Genomic DNA, 4,078 nt, shown 5'->3' with positions numbered 1-4,078 from the left:
TGGCCCGTGGACGTGACTTCGCGGTTCTGCGTGACGATGGGAGGGGTCGGTCACCTGTAGGTGCCGAGAACCCCGTCCGCCCAGCTCAGGCGGCTATGCGGTACTCGTGGATGAGGCCACCCAGACGATCGGATCTTCGTAGCCTGGCGGCGTCAGCGTCGCCGATTGTGGGTGGGGTCGCATCGGAATCAGCCGGCGGCCGCTGGCTGAGGGACCGGTGGGGCCGGTGCGCGTTGTAATGCTCGACGTATTCGGCAAGGACTGCTTGGAGGTGACGACGGCCGAGGATGAGCGTCCGGTCGAGGCACTCGCGCCGGATCGTGCCGATGAGGCGCTCGCAGATGGCGTTGGCACGCGGTGCTCGGATGGGGGTCTTGATGACTCTGGTGCCCTCGGCGGCGAAGACGGCGTCGAAGGAGGAGGTGAACTTTGTGTCGCGATCGCGGATGAGGAACTTGACCGGATTTGTCTGCTCGGCGAGCTCCGTCGACAGGTTGCGGGCTTGCTGGGTCACCCAGGAGGCGACCGGATTCGAAGTGACGCCGGCGATCCGGACGCGACGCGTGTCATGGTGGATGAACACGAGGACGTAGAGCCTGCGGAGAAGAACGGTGTCGACATGGAAGAAGTCGCACGCCATCAGTCCTTTCGCCTGGGCGGCGAGGAACTCTGCCCAGGTTGGTCCTGACCTTCGCGGTGACGGCTCGATGCCGTGGCGCTTCAGGATCGCCCAGACGCTCGAGGGGGCGATCGCGATGCCCATGGTGGCGAGCTCACCGTGGATGCGGCGGTAGCCCCAGTTCGGGTTCTCCTTGGCGAGGCGGAGTACCACTGCGGTGGTTCCCTCTGCGATAGGAGGTCGACCGGGTCGGCCGTGTGGATAGGTCCAGCGCTTGGCGACGAGGTCGCGGTGCCAGCGCAGCAAGGTTGTCGGTTGGACGCAGAGGTGTCCGAGTCGACGACGGGGGAGCAGTCGTGAAAGTCCGGCCAGCACCGCCCGGTCCGCCGGCTTGAGCGCCGGTCGGTGGACCTGGCGTCTGAGGACTGCCACCTCGTGGCGCAGCATGACGATCTCGACGGCGAGATCGGTGTCACTTCGGCCAACGAGTCGGATGAGCTGGAGGGCGCGGCAGAACGCCAGGTAGAGGAACGAGAGGGTCATTGCTGGATGCTCGCCGCGCTCGGGTCCAGGCGTCAAAGTGCTGGTCGCAGGCCATGGATGACATTCTCGGCACCGACAGGTGGCAGGGAGTTTCTGGACCCTTCAGGTTCTGCGAGAGGGGGAGGTTCCCTCCCGCTACTCACCATGGCTGTCGAGCCTGGGCGCCCATCTGCGACGAGATGTCCAAATGCCTGATCCGGCCGAGGAGCCCTTGGTGGAGGCGGATCTTCAGGCTATGGTCGGAACCCGCCTGGTATGAAATTCGGGGTGGCTCTCAGGACGACCGGGCATGATGCGCAGTTGTAGCCTTCCGACCCGGTCTCGTTTCAAGACTTCGGCCAAGCGAGGAGGAACCTCGCCATCACCGACGATCAGGTAGTCCCCGGGGCGGGGATCGATAGCTACCTGGGCGTGACGAAGATGACCGTGCACGACGCCCGGTTCGTACTCTTGGTGGTCATCGACCCACAACTCGATAGAGGCCTCAGTCACGTCCTCAGCTTACCGCTCAACGGTCCGGCCGGAACCCTGGGTTGTCTATCGGCTCGGAGAAGCATGACCGCAGCGACTCGAAGACGGCGGTTGTCGCCTCCGGCAGGACGATCGAGTAATGGCCAGGACGCGTGAAGGTCGCCGCAACCTCGAACTTCGCCTGACGCAGGGGGCCGACACGGGCGGTGCGGAGCTGACGTCGGAGCGCGATCGCAGGGTTCGTCCTGCTCAGCGCGATCAGGTCGTCGCCGGGCGCGGCGAACACTGATACGCCGAAGAAGCCGTGCTCCTCCCAGCAGTCGGCCACCGAACGATCCAAGACGACGTCGCTGAGCCCGTTGATGCCGCCGCGGACCAAGAGCAGCAGATCATCGGGCGGGGCTTCGTGTCTCAGCAGATGTCGGGGAGGGAGCACCACGTACCCATGCTGGCATGATGCCTGCCTCCGCGAAGGTGTGTCTCAGGGGGTTCCTTGGGCGAAGTCTGTGGGTTTCTCGGGCGTTTGGCCGTGGATGCCCGACATTGAGCAGGCGGCCGCTGTGGCGCTGCATATGCAGACCAATGGTGACCAGCATATTCGTCGGGTTTGTAGAGGCTGGGTATGGCGAGCTGATGATTCCCCCGCCACCATCGAAACGCTGGTCAGCGCGTCTCGTGCATAGGGCATGGGCGCCTGACCAGCGGTTTCGCGTTCGGGCCGAGGTCGAAGATCGGCGTTTCTCGGGGCTTTTTCTCGGGACCTGCTCAACGTTGCCCTGTGCAGCCCCATGCGGGTGGGAGCCGCGCACACGTCCTCTGACGTGCCAGTTCGCGGCTCGGAGTGGCCGGCATGGTCGCTGCCCTAGGGCTGCACCCTCCGTGCCCTATGCTGAAGGGTCCAACAACTGGGTCGTCGCCAGTCCGCGCCAGTCGACAAGCGGGCATCGGGGCAAGGCGAAAACAGCGCAGGCTGCTCGGGTTTCCAGCGGATCAGTGCTCAGCGGAAGTCGTTGTTGGCTGCGTCGTCGGGAGCTGGGGAGAACTGGGCCGGGGAGCCGGGCGAAGGAGGGAATGAAAGCTCAGGCCGCGATGCCGTACTCATGGATGGTGCCGCCGAGAACGTCACGGCGGGTGATCTTGCGGGCCGTGGCCGGCCGTACTGGCCTGAGGACTGGCTGGTCGAGGTTAAGCGCTCGGTGGGGCCTGGCCTGGTTGTAGTGGCGGAGGTACTCGACGAGGATGGCTTCGAGGTGGCGTCTGGAGAAGACGAGCAGGTGGTCCAGGCACTCGCTGCGTGCCGTTCTTACGAATCGTTCCGCGAACGCGTTCGCGCGCGGCGAGCGCACAGGGGTCTTGATGGCCTCGATGCCGACCGAGGACAGCACGGCGTCGAAGCTGGCGGTGAACTTCGTGTCGCGATCGCGGATCAGGAATCGCCATTGCCGGCCGGCGTCTTCGAGGTCGGTGGTGAAGTTGCGAGCGACCTGGGTCACCCAGGCCTCGTTGGGGTTGGCGATGACGCCGAGGAGGTGCACGACGCGTCGTTCGAGCTCGATTACGAACAGCACGTAGTAGCGGCGCAGCATCACCGTGTCGACGGTGAAGAAGTCGGTGGCCAAGATGCCTTTCGCCTGGGAGCGAAGGAACTCGCCCCAGGTTGGACCGGTCCGCCGAGGCGCGGGCCGCAGGTCGTGGCGTCGCAGCACGTTGGCGACGCTTCCCTTCGAGACCGTGACGCCAAGTTTTCGAAGCTCGCCGACGATCCGCAGGTATCCCCAGCGCGGGTTCTCCTTGGCGAGGCGTACGATCAGCTTGACGGTTTCGTCGGCCAGGGCAGGGCGCCCCGGTCGTCGGTGCGGGTAGGTCCACCGGCGTCGGACCAGGGCCCTATGCCAGCGGAGGATCGTCTCGGGGGTGGCAAGGAACGCCTCCCACCGCTCCCGCGCGATGAGTCTGGCGAGGGTGGCGATGACTGCCCGATCGGACCAGGTGAGCCGAGGTCGGGCGACTTGACGTTGGAGCACGCTGAGTTGATGGCGCAGCACCAGGATCTCGGCGTCCTTAGCGGCGTCGCCCATCTGGTGCACCCGGGCGAACTCGACGATGTGCCGGAACAGACGGTAGAGGAAGCTGAGAGCCACGGCCGAGCAGGATCGCCGTCCAGATCGTGGCTGGTCAAGCCGAAGATCCGGTTGTTGGACCCTTCACCTTCCTCTCGTGGCCGTCCTATCGCTCGTCCGACGCGGTGGACGCCCACATGCAACTCCCGTCAAAGCGGTGTATCTGTTTGACGAGCACCAGGTACGAGCTGCAGCTCTGGTGTCGAGACAGAGCGTCAAAGCGCGGATTGTCGGATCAGGGGCAACTCGCGCAGCGTTGACCGAACAGACTGACGTGTGTCTGAGTTCGCGATAGAGATCCCGGTTCGATTACGCATCATCGTGG

3 protein-coding genes are annotated in these 4,078 nt (G+C 65.0%); all 3 read right to left on the bottom strand.

Annotation, left to right across the window (positions count from 1 at the left end; genetic code table 11):
* Positions 1-85: 85 nt before the first annotated feature.
* The 3 genes from V7053_RS18100 to V7053_RS18090 all read right to left on the bottom strand — a co-directional run bounded on the left by V7053_RS18100 (position 86) and on the right by V7053_RS18090 (position 3,774).
* Positions 86-1,162 (bottom strand): integrase core domain-containing protein, encoded by a 1,077-nt coding sequence (locus V7053_RS18100; RefSeq protein WP_334173653.1) that lies wholly within the window; start codon positions 1,160-1,162, stop codon positions 86-88.
* A gap of 508 nt (positions 1,163-1,670) precedes the next feature.
* A complete protein-coding gene (locus V7053_RS18095) occupies positions 1,671-2,072 on the bottom strand; it encodes a hypothetical protein (protein WP_334173652.1) in 402 nt (133 codons plus the stop codon).
* A gap of 640 nt (positions 2,073-2,712) precedes the next feature.
* Positions 2,713-3,774 carry an integrase core domain-containing protein gene (locus V7053_RS18090; RefSeq protein ID WP_334173651.1) on the bottom strand — a complete coding sequence of 354 codons (1,062 nt, stop codon included), beginning with the start codon at positions 3,772-3,774 and terminating at the stop codon, positions 2,713-2,715.
* Between the last annotated feature and the right edge of the window lie 304 nt (positions 3,775-4,078).

Source organism: Sinomonas sp. (assembly GCF_036848755.1).
Taxonomy (GTDB): Bacteria; Actinomycetota; Actinomycetes; order Actinomycetales; family Micrococcaceae; genus Sinomonas.
The sequence above is the reverse complement of the archived record's forward strand: the minus strand, read 5'-3'. Positions and strand labels throughout refer to the sequence as shown.